Raw genomic sequence first — 21,347 nt, forward strand, 5'->3', positions numbered from 1 at the left:
AAGAAAGACATTATTTACTTTGGCTTTCTTCAAAAACAGGGCTAAGCCAATATCTACTTTCTTCAATCGCCTTTAATAATAATTCGATATTATGCTGACGTACATCACCGATATTTCCAATACGGAACGTATCTAGATCTAATACTTTACCAGGATAAATTACAAAGCCTTTTTCTTTTAATTTATTATAGAAGACAACAAATTCAAAATTTTCAGTCTTCGGATAATAAAAGGACGTAATTATCGGTGATTGTAAATCTTCTGAAAGGATTGGTTCGAAGCCGAGCTGCTTCATTCCTTCAGATAATGTCTTCTGATTATTTTTATATCTAGCAGCTCGCTGACTTACTCCGCCTTCTTCTTCAAGTTCTTTTAGTGCCTGTGCAAAAGCTCTTACTACATGTGTAGGGGAGGTAAAACGCCACTTGCCATTCTGCTCTTCCATCGTTTTCCATTGGTCATAAAGATCAAGCGATATAGACCTTGCATTATCTTGGCATTTTTCAAACTCTTCCGTTTTAACAATGGCAAAACCAAATCCTGGTACACCTTCAATACACTTGTTTGCACTGCTAATAATATAATCGATTTGAAGATCATCAATATCGAGTTCAACACCTCCTAAGCTACTCATCGCATCAACAATATAGATTTTATTATATGTTTTTACGATTTTGCTTACCTTTTCAATAGGGTTTAACATACCGGTTGTTGTCTCACAGTGAACTATTGCAACATGAGTGATATCCGGATCGTTTTCTAATTGATTCGTTAACCTGTTTAAATCTAACCCTTCAACCTCTCCGCTTTCTAACACCACTGTGTTGATCCCTAATTTGTTTGAAATTTTTGCAATTCGGTGCCCATAAACCCCATTTGCTATAACTAATAATTTCCCATCCTCTGGCAGTACAGTCCCAATAACAGATTCAACGGTGAATGTGCCGCTTCCCTGCATCAGAACAGCCGAGTATTTTTCAACTGACTTTGTCGCAAGGTTTACCAGTTTTTGGCGGACCCCCTGTACAATATTATTATAATCATCATCCCATGTACACCAGTCCTTCATCATCGCCAGCCTTACAGTGTCAGTCGTAGTTAATGGTCCGGGTGTTAATAATAAATACGGATTATTCATCATTTCATTTTGAGTCATAGTTTACTTCTCCTTAGAATGGTTATTATTTTTACCTAAATGAACGGGTATTGCCTCAATAATCGTTATGATGCTGTATTGATTCGCTTTTTCATTCCTTCTTTTTCTTCTTCACTCATCCCCTTAATGAGGCTTACACAAATAAGCGACATTACACCTAATAGCATCAGATAAATAGCTGCTGGAACCCATGAGCCATGGAAGGCAGCAACTAATGAAGTTGCAATGAGGGGAGCAGTTCCACCGAATATTGCCGCTCCTAGCTGGTATCCAACCGAAATTCCAGTGTATCGAACTTCTGCTCGGAACATTTCGGAGAACATTGTGCCCAATACCGCAGTAATGACTGACCATAATGCATAACCGATCATAACGGCAATTGTCAGTAGAAGAATTGACTTTTTTGACAGTAAATAGAAATACGGCATTGAAAATAGAATGACACCAAGTGTACCGGAAACAAAAACTTTCTTACGTCCAACATGGTCAGATAGTCTTCCCATTAATGGAATCATCACCAATGAGATCAAAGTTCCAATAGTGATTGCATTAAGCACTGGACCTTCCGGCATTTTCAATGTATTGGTAGCGTAAGAAATTCCAAAAGTAGCGAAGATATAGAATGGAGCTGTTTCAATTGCCTTTGCTCCTGTAGTCAAAATAATTTCCTTCCAGTGATATTTAAACGTATCGACAATTGGTAATTTTGATACCGCTCCTTCTTCCTTTGCTTGTTGGAAATCAGGTGTTTCTTCCAATCCATTTCGTATCCACAACCCAAGGAAAACCAACACTAGACTTCCGATAAAGGGTACGCGCCAGCCCCATGCTAGAAATTGTGCATCGGGTAATAATCGTAATAGCGCCATGGTTGCAGTTGCGAGGATCATCCCCACTGCTGCGCCCATCATGGGAACACTTCCGGCAAAACCCCGTTTCTTCTTATCGGAGTATTCAACAGCGAGCAATACTGCTCCCCCCCATTCTCCGCCAACAGCAATTCCCTGGATTAATCTAAGCAGCACGAGGAGGATAGGAGCCCAAATACCTATCGTTTCATATACCGGTAAAAAACCAATTAACGCTGTGCTTATTCCCATTATCGCTAGTGTATACACCAACGATTTCTTCCTGCCAATCTTATCACCGATATGGCTGAAGATCACCCCGCCGAGCGGACGGAAGAAATAAGGAATTCCAAAAGATGCCAAAGAAATCAAAAGACCAACAGTTGGATCGAAATTCGGGAAGAAAAGTTTGTTGAACACAAGAGCTGCAACAGTTCCATATAAAAGGTAGTCATAATACTCAATTGAACTTCCTATTAAACTTGCAACTAACGCCTTTTTCCTCACCTTTTTTGTTTGGACATTTGCTGACATAAAAGACCTCCCCAATTACTAAGATTAAAGTTCGATGTCTGTAAACGCTTACCTGTAAACCCTGTATTAAGAATACCATTATTTCTGACAATTGTGAATAGTTTTTTCGATATTTTTTTGTTTTTTCTTTGTTCTCGTATCATCATTTGGTTGTTTTTAGTTTGTTTTATTATTTATGCCCCTATTTTTTAGCTAAATTTGATCATTCCTACACCTAAAACAATCATCAAAATAGCGATCCATTTTACATAATTAACCTCTTCTTTCAGCCAAATAACCCCAATCAAAGCAGCAAAAACAATGCTTATTTCTCTTACTGCAGCAACATAAGTAATGGGTGTTGTTTCCATCGCATAAACCGCAAGCGCATTAGAAATAAATACAAACAACCCGCCAATAAGAAGTTGAATCGGATACTTTTTGATTAACGATAAATAGGAAACCTCAACCCTTAGGATACGATCAATTAACCATTTACCAATAAACATTCCTAAATAGACTAAATACTTAAATAACAGCCCGGACATTAATGCAGCTCCCATACCATCTAAAACACTGCTTAGGGCCGAAAACGTACCCGTGAGAAACACCCATTTAAGATTGTGAAAATTACCTTTGAACTTACTCGCGATCCCGGAGACTGAAAAAGTTTGTTGGTTTATATATAAAATGCCGATAATTATAACCAATATTCCTATAAAACCAAGTACTGATATGGTTACACCAAGAAATATAAAACTAAGCATTGTAGCTACTATCGGTGCCGTTCCCCGTAAAATTGGATAGGCATTACTCAGATTTCCGGTAAGTTATGCCCTGCCGAGCGCATAGAAATACAAGGTTTCAGATATAGTACTTAGAATCGCCCATTTATACGCTTTTAAATGGAAAGCTTCCGTTTGCAATAAATAAACAGCCAGCGGCAAATAAAGAATCACCGAGGCTCCTAAGATTAAGGTAAAGAATGCTTCCCGTTCTTCAATTTTTTTCCCTATCGCATTCCAAATCGCATGACAAACCGCAGCAAACATAATAATGAGCAATATTGCATTGGACATGAAATAATTCCCTTTCTTTTCTTTCGACATCTATCGGTGAAAATTAGGAAGTTTCATCCACCCTAAGGCCTAATAAAACCATCGACAACTATATTTATGTCGATGGTTCATAGGTTCATCTGATTTATTTATCTTTGCTGCCAAGCCTGCGTTTTGTTCCTGATTTTCTTTGTCACAAACTCATACATGATTCGCACAAAAATATTAGTAAGAACGATAATAATTGACATAGCTGCGGCAGGTGCAGTATCCCCGGCATCCGTCATATTAACAATAGAAATGGACGCAAGCTTTGTATCGGCCGTATACAGAAAAATAACAGCTGATATTGTTGTCATAGAGTTGACAAATAGATAGATGCCGATTTCTAAAATTGCAGGTAATGACATTGGAACCGTTACGCTTGAGAAGGTTTTGTAGAACGGAATATTCATCGACTCCGAAACTGGCTCGAATTCCCTATCCAGCTTTTTCAATGCTGTTGTTGCGGTAATAAAGTTTACTGAGTAAAAATGGATGATATTAGATATAACAATCAAGGCAAACGTCCCGTATAGAAAATGAAACGGATTAACGACAACCGCTCCAATAAATGGAATTTCAAACTCGGGTTTATTGAAGAAAAAAATATAGGCTAAACCAATAACTAGTCCTGGCAAAGCCAGCGGTAAAATCGATAAAAAGTAGCTTAACTGCCGCGTTATTTTCATAAAACGGGATTTCTCGATTAAGTAGGCACCAATAAAGATAATGAAGGTCCCTGAAACTGCCGTCATTAATGACACAAAAATACTGTTGAAATAAGGCTCCAATCCATTCCCTGCAACATTTTTAAATGTCATATGGTCCAATGTCAATGAGAAATTGTACGGCCAAACCTTAACGAACGCTGCTGCGATTACAGCACCAATAAGGGACAATACCCCTGCCGAAATTAAAAGACAGTAGATAAAATAAATTTTATCGCGCAATGAGCCTTTCTTGATTTTATAAGCTATCGATTTTGAAGAAAATGATGAACTTTGTTTCCTTTGAATCACCCGATCGACAATAAACGCAATCAGCGCCGGGATTACCAGGATAATACCAACTGTTGAACCCATACTTAAGTTTTGTTGACCGACCACCTGCTTATATAAATCAGTCGCTAAAACATTGTATTGGCCGCCTACTACCTTTGGTGCCCCAAAATCTGTAAAACTTAAAATGAAAGCAACAAAAAAGGCACTAACCAAACCATACTTTAAGCTTGGGATCGTCACGGTAAAAAACTTCTTCAGTTTACTCGCCCCAAGCGTATCTGCGGCTTCATAAATTCTGTAATCCGTAACGGCGATTGCAACCATCAGAATTAGGAACGCTTGCGGGAATGTATAAATTACTTCTGAAATGACTATTCCTACCGGACCATAAAGGTTAATATCAATGGCGAGATTAAGTCCCGTTAGTTTTTCAATTTGTCCAAAAAAACCGGTGGTGATAACACCTTTATTACCGAATAAATAAATCAGTGCAATCCCATGCATCATGGTTGGGGCAAATAAAGGGATGAATGCGATATACTTAAAAAAGGGTTTCCAGCGGATGTTGGTTCTCGTTAAGGCATACGCATAAAAAAATGCTAATACAACAGAAATGATCCCCGTTAATGTTGAGATGGACAGCGTATTATACATGGACTGCACTAGGGACGGTGTTTCAAAGTATTTAATAAAGTTAGCTACCCCAACAAACTCCCCATTCTTTTGAAGTGCGACTAGCAATAGTTGATATAACGGAAGAACAACTCCAATGATCAGCCCTATCAGTACCAATACAACTAATCCTTTGTGAACCCATTCTACTTTTCCGGTTTTTTGCCGTATTTTTTTCTTATATATAGCACTGTTTCCTGTCGCTATTTCCGTTTTTTTTATTACTTGTTCAGAATTTAACAACGGTCACCACCCCATCCTTCCTATTCCATTCCAATAATTAAGCAATTACTAGTTTAATAAGTAACTAGATGGCTTTGAGGCAGTTCCGCATAAATAGTGCTGTATTTTTGAATTGACAATTTATTTATCATGGAGGTTGGAACATCTACAGCCAATAAACCATTCGTCACACTATACTCATCTTGTTCATTAATTTGCAAAAACAAACGGTAGAAGGCACCGCGGAACTCCAAATCCTTCACAATTGTCGCAATACTTGAAGGTGTCTTTTGTTCTGCGATTTGAATATGCTCAGGTCTAATTGCCATCGAAGTTCCCTCTTGAGTCAGCATATTAACAGTACCAATAAAATCAGCGACAAAAGGTGTTTCCGGATATTCGTAAATTTCTTGCGGCGTACCAATTTGTTCAATTTGGGCATTATTCATTACGACAATCTTATCAGCCATCGTTAAAGCTTCTTCTTGATCATGAGTCACCATAATCGTGGTAACACCCAATTTTTCTTGTAAATTCCTAATCTCTGTTCTTAGTTTTAGCCTAACTTTGGCATCAAGTGCGGATAATGGTTCATCAAGCAGCAAAAAGCTTGGAGATAATGCGATCGCTCTAGCAAGTGCAATTCGCTGCTGTTGTCCCCCGGATAACTGTGACGGGTAACGGTCTTTAATATGCTCCAAATTGACAAGTAATAGGGCTTCCCTTACACGTTCGTCAATTTCTTTTTTTGGAAGCTTTTTATTTTTCAATCCATAGGCGATGTTTTGATAGGCATTTAAATTCGGAAATAAAGCATACGATTGAAATACAATACCGAAGTTCCTTTTGGACGGAGGCTGTGCGCTAATATCTTTACCTTCCAACAATACTTTGGAACCAATATTCGGATCCTCAAGACCCGCGATAATTCTAAGCAATGTGGTTTTACCACAACCGCTAGGACCTAATAAACAAACAAATTCCTTCTTTCTGACGGAAAAATTAATATGGTCCAAAGCTACAAATTTGCCAAATGTTTTGGTTACATTCTGAATTTCTAAAAATTCCATCCAAAGTCCCCCTTCCCCTTACCAAATTGGAAGAAAAGCTTGCAGGGTTAGTTTATCAGCCTGAAAAATCTATTCGCCCCGCAAGATTTTCTTTTAAATTATCGGCTATAACTATTCCTTAGGTTCGCTCTTAGAATCATATCGTTTCGTCCAATTCTCCAAGATGGAATCTCTATTCTGGGCTGCCCATTGGAAGTCATTCTGAATCAATTGTTTTTCCATTAAATCCTTTGGATAACCATCCGGAAGTTGATTCCCAAGATCTGCAGACACAACAGCAAAATTCTTATTCACGAGCTGAAGGAATCCTTCACTGACGGACCAGTCTAGGAATGTTTTGGCAGCATCTTTAATTTTATCCTTTTTAATTAAGGCATTAGCTTCCATTTCCCAGCCGGAACCTTCTTCAGGGAATACGACTTCGACTGGGGCACCGGACCCTTTTTCTTTAAAGCTTGGATAGTCAAACGAGATACCAATTGGGAATTCTCCCTGCCCTGCCAGTTTAGCCGGTTTTGATCCGGAATGTGTATAAATGCCAATATTCTCATGAAGTTTATCCATATAATCCCAAGCTTGATCTTTACCCAATAGCTGTAAAAAGGCTGATACTGTTAAAAAGCCCGTGCCGCTCGATGCTGGATTCGGCATTGAAATCAACCCCTTATATTTCGGATCTAATAAATCTTTGTAAGACTTTGGAATTGGTAATCCTTTTTTCTCTAATTCAACCGTATTAACGGCAAAAGTTGCCATATATGCGTCAATCCCTACCCAGTGGATAGGGTCAGCTTTGTCTTTTAATTGCGGCAAAATCTTATCAATTCCTTTAGGATTGTATGGCTGAAACATTCCCTGCTCATCTAGTGGAATAAGGCTGGTAATTCCTTGTCCCCAGACAACATCCGCTATAGGATTATCTTTTTCAGCTAACAATTTGGCGGCGATAATACCCGTGGAATCACGAACAAGTTTAACTTCAATATTCGGATGCTCTTTTTTAAATAATTCCATATAGGCAGGCAATTGATTATCTTCAATGGCGGTATAGACTGTTATTTCTTCTTTCTTTTTACTGGAGGAGCTTTTACTGCTGCAGGCTGTAACAATGGAGAATAAAAGAATTGTCATTATTAAAATGGCTGCTTTTTTCAAATTAAACATCTCCTTTAAATTTTTTCAGCTTTTCTTTCTGCAAAAAAGTCATGCTGCTGTCATTTTTTTGCCTGCAGGAACTGTTTTTATTAGTGCCAGTTCCAGAATCACCCACCTGTATTTCCATATAACCCCAAAACAAAACTATCGTTGGCAGCGCTTACAGGAATGATATATCAGTCATTTTTAGCTCTACTAAACGACATATTTTTAGGGCATTATCCCTCCTTTTTATCCTGAATATAAAAAATATTAGGAATATTTTAATTAAATATAAAACGCAAACCAATTAATTGCAATACTTTTTTATTTGTTTTACCTTTTTTATCTTTGTTTTAATTAAATCTTTCTATTACCTTAAAGATTGTTCAAGAATATCCATAGCTCGTTCCAATTCTTGATCCGTAATCACCAAAGGAGGGGAAAGCGTGAGGACATTTCCCTGAGAGATTTTAAAGCTTAACCCGTTATCCATACATTTGTACATAACTTTTTCCGCTTCATTTATTGCTTTTTCCTTCGTTTGCCGATCATTTACCAATTCAACACCATATAACAGTCCAATCCCCCTGACATCACCAATCATTTCAAATTGCTTTTGCATATTTTTAAGTCGTACTTTCATATAATCACCCATTTTATTGGCATGCTTAAGTAACTGGTGTTCTTCAATGTACTGAAGAACCGCCAGTGCAGCGGCACAGCCTAAGGTGCTTTTTTCATGTGTATAATGTCCTAGTGCGATGTCTTTGGCCACATCTAAATCATCACGGACAAGCATTGCAGCCATAGGCAATATCCCGCCTCCTAACCCTTTACCCAGTAAAACAATATCAGGAACAATTCCATAATGCTCAAAGGCAAACATTTTCCCGGTTCTTCCAAGCGCAGTCGGTATTTCATCGTAAATCAATAACATATTATATCGATCGCAAATTTGCCGCAGCCTCTGGTGATATTCCTTAGGCGGTACCTGCACATCGGTACATCGGATTGGTTCGAGAATCAGTGCTCCAACCTCCCCTTCACGTTCCAACACATATTCCAAATAATCAAGACATTTAAATGGACATTTGCTGCATTCTCCTAACAAACAACGGTATGAATTATAAGGCATTACATGGAGACTTCCTGGTAAAAGCGGTCCCATACCGCTTCGGAAAACTGCTTCACCGCCTACAGAAATTGCATCTAACGTGGCTCCATGGAATGAATCCCACATTGAAATGGTTTTAAATTTGCCTGTTGCTTTTCGAACAAGCTTCAAAGCCATGCTGACGGCAGAAGTCCCCCCTGGAGCAAACAGAACCTTATTCAAATTCCCCGGAGCAAGTTCGGCAAGCTTTTTCGCAAGCTGGATCGCTGGTTTATTCGTATACCGCCGAGGAGAAAATGGTAAAGTATCCAGTTGTTCTTTAACAGCTTTGACAACATACTCATTTCCATAGCCGACTTGGTGAACACTATTTCCATGAAAGTCCATATATTTTCTCCCATCAATATCCTCAAGGTAAATGCCATAACTTTTTTCAATGACATTTAAGCAAGGAGTTGATAAAGATTGTTGTAAGTAATAACGGGAGTCCTCCTCTAACAGTTGAAATGCCTCTTCACTCAGGTGATTTTTCTGCCAAATATCTCGATTCTGCGATAAATTGACATCCCCTTCCGTACGTAACGACTCGGAATTTAGTTTCATTTATTCCTCCCCTTTCGAAATAGTGATAAAGCATAATGCAAATAATGCCAAACTAAAACCAAGGAAATACAACTTTATGTTATAATATGTATGTAGTTTTGTAAATAAAAATTGTTAATTTTCAAAAAACTCATAGTAAATACAAACCATTCCCAACCTTTTTGAACATATAATTTATTTAGAATCTAATATTGTTCATACAAAAAGGAGCCTTAAATATTAGGCTCCTTTACCTTTTATTCTTATTTCAAACTGTCTGATTCACTCAGAAATTCTTGGCTTTTATTGGTTTTCAAACCTTTCAATTACTTTTTGCCCTTTATCGTTTTCTATATAAACAAAGGTCACCAGGTCACCATCTTTAATTGATTGTATCTCTACCCTAGCTTGATCCGATAACTGATAGGCAATAGCCTCGCCATTCTTATTGACTTCTATTGAATGGGGGTCCATTAATCCAACCAGCTTGCCGTCCCCTAATTTATAAATCGAATTTTCTACATTAAAATCCTTTACTGCTTTTGCTTCTTCTTCCTTAGCCAGCAAGAATGCCTCAACCTTATAATTACCGTTCACAAGACCGGGAATTTTAAACATTCTTTCAATTTCTTGATTATTTTCAAATGTGATTTCTTTTAGTGCCTGTGTTGATAATACTTCTTCAGAATATCTCTTTAAGATATTCCCATTGTGATCATATAAAATAAAATCTACCTCAAGACCACTTGTAAAAGAAAGCCGTTTTGCTTCACCAGATAAATTTTTCACTTTATATAGAACAACGACATCATTCTTCTCTTCTCTTGTTTCGATCGTAGAATGGAACTTAGCGGCAATTTCATCCTTAGCTGGTGTCTCCGTTTTGACAGGATCTTGACCGGAACTGCCGCTTTTATGATCATTAACATTACTGCTGGAGCCACAGCCTGCCAAGAGCCCAATAACAATTGCTGAGCAAACAAAACTATTGAATTTTTTCTTTATCATCCTCTTGATCCCCTTTAAATAAATTAAACCGGTTCATTTAATTAGTCGTAGTTCTAAGAGGATTTGTTACATTACTGACAACCCAACCGCCAAATTACTTAAAAGAATCCAGGATTGGAAACAGTTCAGATAATTGTTTAATTTCATAGGTTGGAACGACTTCATTTCGCTCTTTTTCGTGACGGTTAATCCAAACCGACTTAATTCCGGCCCGATTTGCACCAAGAACATCTGTCATTAAATTATCCCCAACCATAATTGCCTCATCTTTATCAATAGACAAAAGTGACAATGCGTGTTCGAAAATGGCTGGGTCTGGCTTGCCTTTTCCAAAAGCCCCAGAAATGACGATATGGTCAAAATACGGACTTATCTCTGGTGTAATTGTAAGTTTCGTATTTTGTAAGTCTGGTGACCCATTAGTTAATAGAAGCATCTGATACTGACCCTTTAATGCATCGAGGGTTTTAAATGTATCGTCATAGACAAATGGAGTTTTCCGTCGTTCTGCAGGGAAACGTTCACCCAATTCCTGTCCAAATTCGGGATCATTTACACCCAAAGCTTTAAGCCCTGCTGTCCATGCATCCCTACGATATCCCGGAACGGTATCTTTCATCTTTTTAAATTCTCCCAAATGTTCGTCGGGAAAATTGCCCCATAATCCTTCAAATGGATTTATACCAATCATTTGAGTAAAAGAGTAAAAATCATAGCCTGAATACAGCTTTCTAGCAGCTTCGCGGACCGCTTCTTCTAAAGCTTTAGAGTCCACCTCATAACGCTCTTCAGCCACTTTGCATGTTGCACAAAATGCTTCCTTGACACTTTTTTGGTCCCATAGAAGTGTGTCGTCTAAGTCAAAGAAAATCGCCTTTATCATTTGAAACTTCGCTCCTAACATCCCTAGTGAGTATTTCGAATTTTTTGTTTATAGGACAACTATACAGATATTTAATATTGGCTGCAACAAAAAAAGCAGAACCACAAGATTCTGCTTTTACTCCATTAAAGAGTTGTAATAATCGGTCCATTATTTGTCAAAATGATCGTGTGTTCATACTGTGCAACAAAGCTTTGTTCCGTAATATAGGTCCATCCGTCCCCTTTTTCGAATACCTCTTCTTCATCAGTGGAGATAAATGGTTCAAAGGCAATAACCATGCCTTCCTTTAGTATTTCACTATCAGAAGGTTCGTAATAATTATAAACATATTCAGGAGCTTCATGGATCGTCCGGCCAATGCCATGTCCTGTTAAGTTAGCAATGACAGTGAAGCCGTGCTGTCTTGCCGTTTGATAGACAACTTTGCCAAGAGCTGTTTTTCTTGCACCAGGCTTTGCCTTTTTCAATCCAGCTTCAAAGGCTAATTTCGCTACCTTACATAAATTCTTCAATACTTCATCCCCGTCACCAACAACGATCGAAATACCTGTATCGGCAAAATAGCCATTCTTAGAACCGGAAACATCGATATTCACCAGGTCTCCTTCTTGAATCACGCGATCCCCAGGAATGCCATGTGCTACTTCCTCGTTTACACTTATACAGGTATAGCCGGGAAAATCGTATTCCCCTTTCGGTGCAGAAATCGCACCTTCTCTTTCAAACATCGCTCCTGCTATTTCATCCAATTCCTTCGTTGTAATGCCCGGTACCGCTTTCTTTACTAATTCATCACGAATGGCAGCACAGATTCTGCCAATTTCCTTTAATCCGTTAAGGTCTTCTTCAGTTTTTACAATCATACTTTTCCCTACTTCTTCATAGTTTTTGTAATTCATCCATATAACATTGTAGCTTTTCTTTGTTAAAAAAAACAAGTATATGTCCGATAGGTTTGATTTAGCAATCTATTATTGACTTTTATCAAGATATCAATGACTTATGAATTTTACTAATAAGTCATATCCGCATTTCAAATAGTCATAATCTTCGAATAATATTGACGACTATTATCCTATCCCATATAATCTGTTTTATATCAGAATGTCTTTCCTTACTACCTAGAAAAGAGTAGCAAAAAATTTTCTACATAAAATAGCCAAAATGAACTAACCCATTTGGCTTAATGTTGAAGGAGAGTGAGGTATATTAATGAATGCAAACATGAACAAAAAGGTTGACCAGGAAGCTGTTCCACTGTATGACACCGTAACATCTTTAGAACCTAAAAGAGAAATGGAGATACCGGCAGTCATACGTAAGAAGAGAAAATGGAAAATCTCACAGGAAACTGGTATCATGTGGAGCTCGGTTGTCATCATTTTTTTACTATGGTATCTCATCACCAAGCTAAATATCTTCTCCGAAGTGTTTATCCCATCTCCAGCAAAAACTTGGGCCGCCTTTACCGATTTACTTGTAAATGGTTATAAAGGTAATAGTTTATTATTTCATCTGCTAGATAGTCTATATCGATTATCGATTGCCTTCTTCTTTGCCTTAATCACAGCCGTTCCTTTAGGATTAATTAGTGGTTATTCAACAAAAGTACGAGCTGCATTAGACCCCATCTTGGAATTCTACCGTCCGTTACCACCATTGTCATACTACACACTATTAATTTTATGGTTTGGAATCGGTGACCTTTCAAAGGTTGCCTTACTATACCTTGCTGCGTTTGCTCCAATGTATATTGCCGCCGTTTCCGGTGTGAAAGGTGTCTTAGAGGATCGGATTCATTCCGCTACCTCATTAGGTGCAAATCAGTGGCAAACGTTCCGATATGTTATTTTTCCATCCTGTTTACCGGAAATCTTCACCGGCATGAGGACAGCGATTGGATTTGCCTATACCACTTTAGTCGCCTCCGAAATGGTTGCAGCAGTCTCAGGGATCGGGTGGTTAGTGCTCGATGCCAGTAAATACTTACGAAGCGACATCATGTATGTCGGAATAATATTAATGGGCATCACAGGGATTCTACTGGATCGAATTCTTCGTAAAATTGAAGTCAAAGTTATCCCATGGAAGGGCAAAGATTAAAAAATTGGGGGTTAAGGGATGAAAAACAGCAAAATAAAATGGCTTATAAGTTTAATGGTAGTTTTTGCACTATTAATGATTACCGCCTGCGGCAACAAAACAACATCTAAACCTGCTGACGGCAAAGTGGAATTTAGGATTGGCTATCAAGTCATTCCAAATGCGGAGCTGCTAGCAAAAGCCACCAAAATGTTTGAAGAAAAATTCAAGGGTGTGACTGTTAAGCTTCATCAGTTTGAGGCGGCCGTTGATGTAAACACAGCGATGGCGGCAGGTGAAATTGATGCCGGACTGATTGGCTCTAGTTCTGTCGCCTCCGGGGTGGCACAAAATTTGCCATACCAAGTCATTTGGCTGCACGATGTCATTGGTGATAATGAGGCATAAGTCGTCAAAAAAGACAGCGGTATAAAATCACTTGAAGATGTAGTTGGTAAAAAAATTGCCGTTTCTTTCGGATCAACGACGCATTACAGTTTGTTATCTGCTCTCAAATTAAAAGGAATTGACCAAAACAAGGTAACTATTCTAGACATGAAGCCTGCCGACATGCTAGCAGCGTGGAAACAAGGTCAAATCGATGGAGGGTATGTCTGGTATCCGACACTAGGTGAAATGGTAAAGGACGGCAATATCGTTATTACAAGCCGCGACCTAGCTCAAGACGGCATTCTTACCGCTGATGTTGGGATTGCAACAAAGGACTTTATTAAGAAACATCCTGATGTCTTAAAACAATATATTAAAATACTGGACGAAGCTGTAGGATCTTACCGCTCATCAAAAGACACGGCAGCTGACGCAATGAAAAATGAATTAAACGTTTCAAAAGAAGACGCAGCATTTTTCATGGATCAATTAATTTGGTTAGATGCTAAAGAACAGGCCTCAGATCAATATCTTGGTACACCTGATAAAAAAGGGGCATTTGCCAAAGCTTTAAAAGATACAGCGGAATTCTTAAAAACACAAAAGGCGATTCAAACTGTACCAGATTTAAAAGCATATGAAGATGCTATTGCGCCGCAATTTCTTCAACAGGATTAGGAGGTGAGCCCCATTATTACTAGTCATGCTTTAAGAGAAACCAAGTCTGAATCCACAGTGATACAAATAAACAACGTCGGCTTAACCTATCAAACAGATAAGCAGGTCGTGACAGCGCTGCAAAATATTAATCTACAAATAAAAGAAGGAAGCTTCGTTTGCGTATTAGGACCTTCCGGCTGCGGAAAAACAACGTTATTACGAATATTAGCCGGCTTTCATCAAGCAACATCCGGTGAGGTACTGCTTGACAACAAGCCGATTTCACCGAAACCTGACCGGCACCGGGGTGTTGTGTTCCAACAGCAAATGCTGTACCCCTGGTTGAACATAGAAGATAATGTTGGCTTTGGATTAAAAATGCGAAAGGTGCCACCGAAAGAACGACAAGAAATTGTAGACCATTATTTAGAAATGGTCGGTCTCTCGCAATTTAAGAAGGCAAAATCCTATGAGCTTTCCGGCGGGATGAAGCAAAGAGCATCCATTGCCCGCGTCTTAGCTAATGATCCGCGCATTGTCTTAATGGATGAGCCGTTCGGAGCTCTTGATGCAATGACAAAGGAACAGATGCAGGATAATATTCGCAAGATATGGAAGGAAACGCATAAAACTATTTTCTTCATTACCCATGACGTGGAGGAGGCCCTCTTATTAGGTACACATATTATCGTTTTGTCATCACGCCCTGGCCGAATCGTCAAGGAAATATACAGCGACCTCCCCTATAAAATCGAAGAAGGCAAAGGCCGCATGTATCGCTCAGATCCGGATTTCGTTAAAAGGCGTGAAGAAATAATTAGTATCATTTCTTCATAATTTAAAATAAAAAAAACCGCTTGATTCCCAAGGATCAAGCGGTTTTTTATTCAATTATTAACGGCAAGCCCTTTCTCTATAACGGCTGCTGATTTTCTAGTTAGTAATTTTTTCAGGATGAAGGAATAAATAAATGTAAATGCCCCCCCTTTTATGATAGAAGTCCAGCCAAATATCGTGAATCCAAATAACAAAACCAGGTAATTAAGCATCCTGATGGCAATAGCAATATCTATTTTTTTATTTCTTTGATGCAAAATGATAGCTATGACATCCACCCCTACCGTTGTGGAATTGGCGGAAATACATAGGTAATATCCTATAGCAATGAACACAGTTGCCAATATGATCGAGGGAATGATCGTTAAATGAATGCTAATAGGCAAGGAGTAAGATAAATTAAAGAAGATTAAGTAGCAGATACTGCTTAAGATTGACTTAAAAAAATATCCCTTGCCAAGAAAGATTAAACATAACAGTAATAGCAGGATCGTAATCAAATTTGCAAGATTCGTAACCCCCGCCCCAGAAAGAGCATTACATATCATCGCCAAGCTAGTGACCCCGCCATTAATGATTTCATGTGGAACAACTAAATAAGCATAAGAACAGCCTATAAAAATATTACCCAAAATTATTTTTATTACATCCTTCATTTTTCTTAATTCCCTTCTCTGAATAAAAAAATAAAAAGCTTTTATTATGGGGATAAATAAAAGCCTTTTACTTTCTTATATAGAATTTTTATGCACCTTGCTGCATTTCATTCGGTTCATCATTATATCTTGGAGCAATCTTAATTTGATAATAAACTAACAGGATTACGAGCCAGCCAATTCCTGAAAAGACAGAAACCCTGGTTAATGGGGAATAAACGATTGCAGCAAATGCCCCTACTAACATGATGATCCCAAGGATAGGGAGAACCGGCCATAATGGCATTGGGTATTGTAATTTTACTCCGCTCTTTTCCATTTTACTCCTAAACAATATCTCTAATATTAAAATGACGATCCATGTAAATAATGAGGCAAAAGCTGAGGCACTGGTTATCCAAATATAAACATAGTCCGGAGATAGGTATGTGATAATCGTACCAATGGACATTGCACCTGCTGTAGCATAAGTAGCCATGTATGGAATCTTATTTCGGTTTATTTTCGTTAGTCGAGCCGGCATATTTTTATCCTCTGCCATACTATAAAGGATTCGGCTTGCTCCGTACACACCAGTATTACAAGAAGAGAGTGCCGAGAAGATAATTAATAGATTCATAATTGTAGCAACTAATGGGATTCCTGCCTTCATGAAAATTAAAATATAAGGGCTTTCCCCTGCCTTCAATAATTCACTCCATGGATAGGCGGCAAGCATAATTAAAATAGAACCAATGTAAAAAAATGAAATTCGGAATGTTACGGTCCTAAACGCTTTTGGTAAAGATTTTGCAGGATTTTGGGATTCTCCTGCTTCAACCGCAAGTGTTTCAATGCCGCTATACCCCTGAATGACTAAGGAAATAACAGAAATCACACCTACCCAGCCAAATGGCAAAAATCCTCCATGAGCCCAAAGGTTAGTTAAGCCTACTACTTTCCCATCATTGAAAACCCCGGTTAAGATCATGAGTGCCCCAAATATCATAAACCCAATAATCGTCATAACTTTTAAAATAGCAAAGACGAATTCGATTTCTCCAAAAACTCTTACTACCAGCAAATTACATAAGGTAAACAATCCCAAAGCAACTAACCCAGGGATCCACGCCGGAAAATTAGGATACCAAAATTGTATTAACTTCCCGATGGCAGCTAACTCTGACATGACCGTCGCTACCCAGAAAAACCACCACATGCCCCCGGTAATAAAGCCCATCCGCGGCCCTAACAAATCATGAGCATAGCTGCTGAAAGAACCGGCAATTGGTTTTTCAACAGTCATTTCCCCCAACGATCTCATCACAATGGCTACGATAACACCTGCTATAATATAGGCAATAATAATTCCCGGCCCGGCAAGTCTGACCGCCTCGGAAGCACCATAGAATAACCCTACCCCTATTACTCCTCCTAATGCTAAGAACTGAATATGCCGATCTTTTAAACTACGATCCAACTTTGAATGGTTATTCTGATCTGCGTTCATTTACTCGTCCTCCTGCCTTTATGTGGATAAACTTTTTATTTCTTAATTTCACCAAAGGTCCTTGAGGAAACATTTATTTTTAAATCGCCAACTGGATACGCTTTCAATCTTGCTGGTTTAACATTCATTGAAAGATTTAAAAATAGGGCCTTCCCGATCAAAAAGCCCCTGCACCTCAGAGCATCACACATTTGAACCGTTGTTTTTCTATTCCTACATCCACTAGCATTCCTTCACCCCCTTAGAAGGTTAAAATCATGATGTCAGGTCATCCTTACCAGTTTAATTCCTTAATAACATTAAAACACATAGATTCTAACTGTTCAATATTTTCTAACTATGTAGAATATTTAATATTCTTATATATTCTATTAATAAAATAAAACCCACTAACCATAGGGATTAGGGATTTTATTTCAAAATAACAGAAAGGAAACATTATTGTAATTTATATTTCTATATTAATGGGGGTTTCCCTAGAAGACTTTGAAGTTGATCTTCCAGTTGAAAGAGTTTTCCCTGTGATGTAAAAATCAAGTGTTTCTTTAGGAATTTGTTGATACTCTTTTCTTTTCAGAAGATAAAAGAATAGGCCAAGCACACTCCAAACAACTAACGCAATGAGCGAAGGTGTTCCTAAGGAGGATGGTGAACTAGGGATAAGCAGTAAGCCTAAAAAGCTAATACTTGAAATAATCCCGATTAGGCAAATGAATTTCTTTAATGGAGAAACTAACCCATTTGAATTTTCTTCACCGATATCTAAACTTTTTCCGTTTTCGTTCCATTTAAATAACTTATAGGCTGTACAACATGTATAAAGATAAGCAATCGTAACACCAGTTGCAGACATATCTACCACCCACAGCAATGCTGGTCTGCCAAACCATGGAGCAAATAAACAGAAGACTGCCGTAAAGATAATTCCAACATAAGGAGTTTTGTATTTTGGATGCAATTTTCCAAATGCTGCAGGCAAGATCTTGGCTCTCCCCATTGCAAACATGAGACGGCTGGAGGATACGTAAAAACCATTCAAGCCTGTAAAAACTCCCATAAGCAAGGAAATACAGAGCATAATCATTCCAGCTATGCCTAAAGTATTAGAGACAACATCTGCTGTTCCCCAAATAGGTTTACCTTCAACTAATTGCTGCCAAGGATTTGCAACTGCTGTTGCAATAACCATAAAAGAATAAAGAATCGCAGCAAAAATTAGGGAATAAATGATTAGGGAAAATGCTTTCTTAGGTGGAAAGTTAAATTCTTCTGCTGCTTGAGGAACATTATCAAATCCAACATATGCCCATGGAGCAATTGCCAGGATTGCGAGAATGCCAGTAATCGCTGGTATACCAGGTTTCATTAATGGCTTTAGATTATCCAGGCTAGTATTAGGATTGAGCAGCATACTAATCGTTAATAATAAAACTCCCGCGACGAGAATAACACAAAAGATGAACTGAATTTGACCTGAGAGGGAACTACCTTTGACATTAAAATAAGCAAACAAGATGATTGCAATACTAGCAATTAAGACTTCTCCAAGATAGACTTGCCATCCGTTCGTTTCATACAAAAAGACAACATTCGTAATGGAAGGTATTACAAATTTTCCTAGTAATGCAAGCGCAGAGGCGTTTAAAGCAACAATACTAATATATCCTAATGTTAAGAACCAGCCGCAAATATAGGCATGCGTTCTCCCAAACCCGACATAAGCGTAGGCAAATTCCCCGCCGGAAACCGGAAGCTTTTCAATTAAAATGCCATAACTTACAGCGATTAACATCATAATAAGACCGCCAAGGATTAAACCGATAATAACTCCGAGGGGTCCGGCTTTTGCCATCCAATCCGTAGGGAGGATGAAACATCCCCAGCCAATAGCTGATCCTAAAGCGATTGCCCATATCCAACTTGGTTTAAAACTTTTTTCCAGTTCAACCCTTCTTTCCATATAAAATGTACCTCCATATTTCATTTATTTTTTCTCTATTGTGAATTGATTTTTTTATTTATAACATTTCCAACTTTTAAAGGTGTAAATATTCCCAGTATTTCTCATAGGACTTTTGGATTATTTCTAAAGAAAAAGGGGCTTAGACTATTGCCTGGCCCCTTTTCTTCATTTTATCTTACCAGTTACGGTGATCTAAATGTGCATACTTAGGAAGTAGACGTACTGGCATTTTCAAAGCATCTTTTCTGAATGGTGGTGCCAATTGTGTTCCATCTACATGAATGTCAATAACAGTTGGTTTGCCTGACTCAATTGCCTTTTGAACTGCAGGCCCTAAATCTTCAGGTTGATCAACACTTACTCCTACTGCACCCATTGATCTTGCAACTTCTGCAAAATCAGGGTTTTGAATATCTGCACCTACAAAACGGTTGTTGTAGAAGTCAACTTGGTTTTTCTTCTCTGCACACCATGCATGGTTATTAAACACACAAGCAACTACTGGAATATTTTCTTCAACAGCTGTGCTTACTTCATGCAAGCTCATACCCCACGCACCGTCACCTACAATCGCAACTACTGGACTATTTGGATTAGCAAGCTTTGCACCTAATGCAGATGGATAAGCAAATCCAGTATTGCCAAATGTTAAGGCAGCTATATGTTGGCGGCCATTATTAAATTTCAAGTATGCATTTGCTGTTGAAGATACGTTACCGATATCAGTTGTAACGATTGTATTTTCAGGCAATGCTTTTGTCAGCTCTAGCAGCGCACGGCGAGGGTTAATTGGATTGCCGTCTACCATAGCTAGATCAACTAATTCTTTTTCCCATTGAGCTTTAAGTTCTGCTACTTGGCGCAGTGTTTCTTGATTTGGCGCTAAATTTGGCGTTCTTTCTTTCAAACGCTTAGCGATTTCAACAGAAGCAGCGTTCGCATCACCGATAATCCCCACTTCCACTGGATGTGTACGGGCAATATTACGTGGATTAATGTCCACTTGAATAATCTTAGCTTGTTTCGGGAAGTAATCAATGTCATAGCAAGGAAGTGTTCCAAATACGGATAAACGAGTACCAATTGCTAACACTACGTCTGCATCTTTAAGTGCGTACATAGCTGCTTTTGATCCCATATAACCGATTGGTCCCACTGCTAACGCATGATTAGCTGGGAATGCATCATTATGCATGTAAGAAACAGCCACAGGTGTAGTAAGGTGTTCCGCGATTTCTTTTACTGCTTCAATTCCGTCAGAATCAACAACACCTCGGCCGGAAATGATAACAGGATTTTTAGCATTTGATAATAATTCAACAGCTTTATCAATTAACTCTAAAGATCCACAGCCACGATTATCAACACGATATTGGTGCGGCTCTAAAATGACATCTTCTAATTCGCCATAGAAGTAGTCACGCGGGATATCGAATAATACTGGACCGCGCTCAGCGTAAGCAATACGAAATGCAGTTCTTAAGCAATCTGCTACACGGCTTGGATGAGTTACACGAACTGTTTCCTTTGTAATCGCTTTAAACACAGATACTTGGTCACACTCTTGGAAGCCGTCCCAGCCGACAGTTGGAGTTCCAGCAGATGGAGAGATGACGACCATTGGTGTATGTGCTTGGTTTGCAGCAGCAACAGAAGTTACCATGTTTGTGATACCAGGGCCATTTTGACCAATAACTACGCCAGCTACACCGCTTACTCTTGTATAGGCATCAGCCATATGGGCAGCACTTTGTTCATGGCGAACCCCGATAAAGCGGATTCCAGCCTCTGGTAATAGGTCAAGCATATCCATAAATGCAGAACCTAAGATACCGGAAATATGCTTTACTCCTTCTGCCACTAGTGTTTCTACAATCGCCTCACTTGGAGTCATTTTCACTTTTTTCGTTTGAATTTGTTGTAATTCTTTTTCTACTTTTGCCATTTACAGCACAACCCTT

The 21,347-nt window shown here is 38.6% G+C and carries 18 protein-coding genes and 1 pseudogene; 4 read left to right on the plus strand and 15 right to left on the minus strand.

Going from position 1 to position 21,347, the window contains the following annotated elements; translation table 11 throughout:
- Positions 1-10: 10 nt before the first annotated feature.
- From phnW to map, 11 genes are all read right to left on the minus strand, one after another.
- Positions 11-1,141, minus strand: a complete 1,131-nt coding sequence (phnW, locus tag A6749_RS01015; RefSeq protein WP_201787883.1) for a 2-aminoethylphosphonate--pyruvate transaminase — start codon at positions 1,139-1,141, stop codon at positions 11-13.
- Positions 1,142-1,221: 80 nt separating this feature from the next.
- Positions 1,222-2,538 (minus strand): MFS transporter, encoded by a 1,317-nt coding sequence (locus A6749_RS01020; protein WP_066383779.1) that lies wholly within the window; start codon positions 2,536-2,538, stop codon positions 1,222-1,224.
- A 188-nt stretch (positions 2,539-2,726) separates the two neighbouring features.
- Entirely contained in the window at positions 2,727-3,284 is a 558-nt protein-coding gene (locus tag A6749_RS29450; protein ID WP_084797593.1) for an EamA family transporter, read from the minus strand.
- 63 nt (positions 3,285-3,347) lie between these two features.
- On the minus strand, positions 3,348-3,596 hold the full coding sequence (locus A6749_RS01030) for a hypothetical protein (protein ID WP_153042987.1): 249 nt from the start codon (positions 3,594-3,596) through the stop codon (positions 3,348-3,350).
- Between the two features lie 128 nt (positions 3,597-3,724).
- The gene (locus A6749_RS01035; RefSeq protein WP_236719752.1) at positions 3,725-5,497 is read right to left on the minus strand and encodes a putative 2-aminoethylphosphonate ABC transporter permease subunit; all 1,773 of its coding nucleotides are present in this window, start codon (positions 5,495-5,497) and stop codon (positions 3,725-3,727) included.
- 89 nt (positions 5,498-5,586) lie between these two features.
- On the minus strand, positions 5,587-6,582 hold the full coding sequence (locus tag A6749_RS01040) for an ATP-binding cassette domain-containing protein (RefSeq protein ID WP_066383799.1): 996 nt from the start codon (positions 6,580-6,582) through the stop codon (positions 5,587-5,589).
- A 111-nt stretch (positions 6,583-6,693) separates the two neighbouring features.
- Complete coding sequence (locus A6749_RS01045) at positions 6,694-7,746, minus strand: putative 2-aminoethylphosphonate ABC transporter substrate-binding protein (RefSeq protein ID WP_153042988.1); 1,053 nt, start codon at positions 7,744-7,746, stop codon at positions 6,694-6,696.
- Between the two features lie 343 nt (positions 7,747-8,089).
- Complete coding sequence (locus tag A6749_RS01055; protein ID WP_066383808.1) at positions 8,090-9,436, minus strand: aspartate aminotransferase family protein; 1,347 nt, start codon at positions 9,434-9,436, stop codon at positions 8,090-8,092.
- Positions 9,437-9,718: 282 nt separating this feature from the next.
- Complete coding sequence (locus A6749_RS01060; RefSeq protein ID WP_066383810.1) at positions 9,719-10,423, minus strand: BsuPI-related putative proteinase inhibitor; 705 nt, start codon at positions 10,421-10,423, stop codon at positions 9,719-9,721.
- A 94-nt stretch (positions 10,424-10,517) separates the two neighbouring features.
- Positions 10,518-11,306 (minus strand): HAD family hydrolase, encoded by a 789-nt coding sequence (locus tag A6749_RS01065; protein WP_066383812.1) that lies wholly within the window; start codon positions 11,304-11,306, stop codon positions 10,518-10,520.
- Between the two features lie 125 nt (positions 11,307-11,431).
- Positions 11,432-12,172 carry a type I methionyl aminopeptidase gene (map, locus tag A6749_RS01070; RefSeq protein ID WP_066383814.1) on the minus strand — a complete coding sequence of 247 codons (741 nt, stop codon included), beginning with the start codon at positions 12,170-12,172 and terminating at the stop codon, positions 11,432-11,434.
- 349 nt (positions 12,173-12,521) lie between these two features.
- Between map and A6749_RS01075 the strand changes: the two genes are divergently transcribed.
- The 4 genes and pseudogenes from A6749_RS01075 (at position 12,522) to A6749_RS01085 (ending at position 15,278) form a co-directional block, all read left to right on the plus strand.
- Positions 12,522-13,412, plus strand: a complete 891-nt coding sequence (locus A6749_RS01075) for an ABC transporter permease (RefSeq protein WP_330220435.1) — start codon at positions 12,522-12,524, stop codon at positions 13,410-13,412.
- Between the two features lie 18 nt (positions 13,413-13,430).
- Positions 13,431-13,799, plus strand: coding sequence for a MetQ/NlpA family ABC transporter substrate-binding protein (locus A6749_RS27995; protein ID WP_153042989.1), 369 nt, complete (start codon positions 13,431-13,433; stop codon positions 13,797-13,799).
- A 12-nt stretch (positions 13,800-13,811) separates the two neighbouring features.
- Positions 13,812-14,459, plus strand: a pseudogene (locus tag A6749_RS28000) (taurine ABC transporter substrate-binding protein); the annotation flags it as partial.
- A gap of 3 nt (positions 14,460-14,462) precedes the next feature.
- Positions 14,463-15,278 carry an ABC transporter ATP-binding protein gene (locus tag A6749_RS01085; protein WP_201787870.1) on the plus strand — a complete coding sequence of 272 codons (816 nt, stop codon included), beginning with the start codon at positions 14,463-14,465 and terminating at the stop codon, positions 15,276-15,278.
- A 50-nt stretch (positions 15,279-15,328) separates the two neighbouring features.
- Here the strand turns inward: A6749_RS01085 and A6749_RS01090 are convergent, their stop codons facing one another.
- The 4 genes from A6749_RS01090 to xsc all read right to left on the minus strand — a co-directional run bounded on the left by A6749_RS01090 (position 15,329) and on the right by xsc (position 21,331).
- Complete coding sequence (locus A6749_RS01090; protein WP_066383817.1) at positions 15,329-15,934, minus strand: YitT family protein; 606 nt, start codon at positions 15,932-15,934, stop codon at positions 15,329-15,331.
- A gap of 88 nt (positions 15,935-16,022) precedes the next feature.
- Positions 16,023-17,423, minus strand: a complete 1,401-nt coding sequence (locus A6749_RS01095) for an amino acid permease (RefSeq protein ID WP_066383821.1) — start codon at positions 17,421-17,423, stop codon at positions 16,023-16,025.
- Between the two features lie 448 nt (positions 17,424-17,871).
- On the minus strand, positions 17,872-19,383 hold the full coding sequence (locus A6749_RS01100; RefSeq protein ID WP_066383824.1) for an APC family permease: 1,512 nt from the start codon (positions 19,381-19,383) through the stop codon (positions 17,872-17,874).
- Positions 19,384-19,561: 178 nt separating this feature from the next.
- Entirely contained in the window at positions 19,562-21,331 is a 1,770-nt protein-coding gene (gene xsc, locus A6749_RS01105; protein ID WP_066383827.1) for a sulfoacetaldehyde acetyltransferase, read from the minus strand.
- Positions 21,332-21,347 lie beyond the last annotated feature (16 nt).

This window comes from Neobacillus mesonae (assembly GCF_001636315.1).
In the GTDB taxonomy this organism is placed as follows: Bacteria; Bacillota; Bacilli; order Bacillales; family Cytobacillaceae; genus Neobacillus; species Neobacillus mesonae.